This window comes from Pseudoalteromonas umbrosa, from assembly GCF_030125375.1.
Taxonomy (GTDB): Bacteria; Pseudomonadota; Gammaproteobacteria; order Enterobacterales; family Alteromonadaceae; genus Pseudoalteromonas; species Pseudoalteromonas umbrosa.
The window spans coordinates 1-1,315 of record NZ_JASJUU010000007.1 but is presented as its reverse complement, the minus strand read 5'-3'; the positions used below and the strand labels follow the sequence as shown (position 1 = coordinate 1,315).

Annotated in this window: 7 tRNA genes; 2 read left to right on the top strand and 5 right to left on the bottom strand. The window is 42.1% G+C overall.

The features are described 5' to 3' along the window. Positions 1–33: 33 nt before the first annotated feature. From QNM16_RS19485 to QNM16_RS19465, 5 genes are all read right to left on the bottom strand, one after another. A tRNA-Val gene (locus QNM16_RS19485) sits at positions 34–109 on the bottom strand. A gap of 45 nt (positions 110–154) precedes the next feature. Continuing rightward, positions 155–230: transfer RNA gene (locus QNM16_RS19480), tRNA-Val, on the bottom strand. A 15-nt stretch (positions 231–245) separates the two neighbouring features. Then, positions 246–321, bottom strand: a tRNA-Val gene (locus QNM16_RS19475). A 16-nt stretch (positions 322–337) separates the two neighbouring features. After that, positions 338–413, bottom strand: a tRNA-Val gene (locus tag QNM16_RS19470). A 19-nt stretch (positions 414–432) separates the two neighbouring features. After that, a tRNA-Val gene (locus QNM16_RS19465) sits at positions 433–508 on the bottom strand. A gap of 546 nt (positions 509–1,054) precedes the next feature. Between QNM16_RS19465 and QNM16_RS19460 the strand changes: the two genes are divergently transcribed. Together QNM16_RS19460 and QNM16_RS19455 are read left to right on the top strand one after the other, a co-directional pair. After that, positions 1,055–1,130, top strand: a tRNA-Ala gene (locus QNM16_RS19460). Positions 1,131–1,202: 72 nt separating this feature from the next. Next, positions 1,203–1,278: transfer RNA gene (locus QNM16_RS19455), tRNA-Glu, on the top strand. Positions 1,279–1,315 lie beyond the last annotated feature (37 nt).

Below are 1,315 nucleotides of genomic sequence, written 5' to 3'. Positions count from 1 at the left end.
AACTGAGCTAATCACCCAAATTACAGTCTATATTGGTGGGTTGTACTGGACTTGAACCAGTGACCCTCGCCTTGTAAGGGCGATGCTCTCCCAACTGAGCTAACAACCCAATATAGATTATATGGATAGAATCCAACCGCTAAGCGGATTTAAATGGTGGGTTGTACTGGACTTGAACCAGTGACCCTCGCCTTGTAAGGGCGATGCTCTCCCAACTGAGCTAACAACCCGGGATATGTGTAATTTGGTGGGTGATACTGGACTTGAACCAGTGACCCTCGCCTTGTAAGGGCGATGCTCTCCCAACTGAGCTAATCACCCAAATTACAGTCTATATTGGTGGGTTGTACTGGACTTGAACCAGTGACCCTCGCCTTGTAAGGGCGATGCTCTCCCAACTGAGCTAACAACCCAATATAGATTATTTAGATATGGTGGGTTGTACTGGACTTGAACCAGTGACCCTCGCCTTGTAAGGGCGATGCTCTCCCAACTGAGCTAACAACCCATATCTAATTTTACAACAAACAATGTGTATAACACCGTGTTGCTGTGGGGCGCTATTATAGGGAGCCGAGCAAAGGAGTCAATACTTAAAAATGAAAATTTCGTTTGCTTGCTGTATTTATAGGCAAATTAATAAAATTACAATAGCTCTTCATTATAAGGAGTGTAAATAACATAGATAAGAACAACACAAGCTATCGTTGTTACCGTACAAAGATACAAGTGCAATTATGATTTAGCTTAGTGAGGGGGAGCGGATTATTGTTTTTTAATCAATTTCATTCCTGTTATTTAAGTCATTAAGTTAAAACTATGTACGTGAGTGAATCAGGGAAGGGGAGTGCTTAGTATTTTTGTATAAAAATCAAACTAAAACAAAAGGTTTGATTGAATTAAAGAAGAGTTTTGTTTATATTGTGTCCTCTTGGGTGTTTTTTGAAGCAGTTAGAAAAAACTTAACTAAAAATTGTTGACTTTATTTTCCTGCCTGCATAGAATGCGCCCCGCACTCAGCGATGCACAGTGAATAAATCATTGTATGCAATAAGGGGCTATAGCTCAGCTGGGAGAGCGCCTCGCTGGCAGCGAGGAGGTCGACGGTTCGATCCCGTCTAGCTCCACCATGCACATCGTTGAATTAAAGTCCTAGTGACATTTATTAGTTTTAAACTTCGAATGTTTAAGATTAATTTTTTGTCCCCTTCGTCTAGAGGCCTAGGACACCGCCCTTTCACGGCGGTAACAGGGGTTCGAATCCCCTAGGGGACGCCACTTACTTCAAGTAAGTAAAAAGCTCGTATGGTGAGAG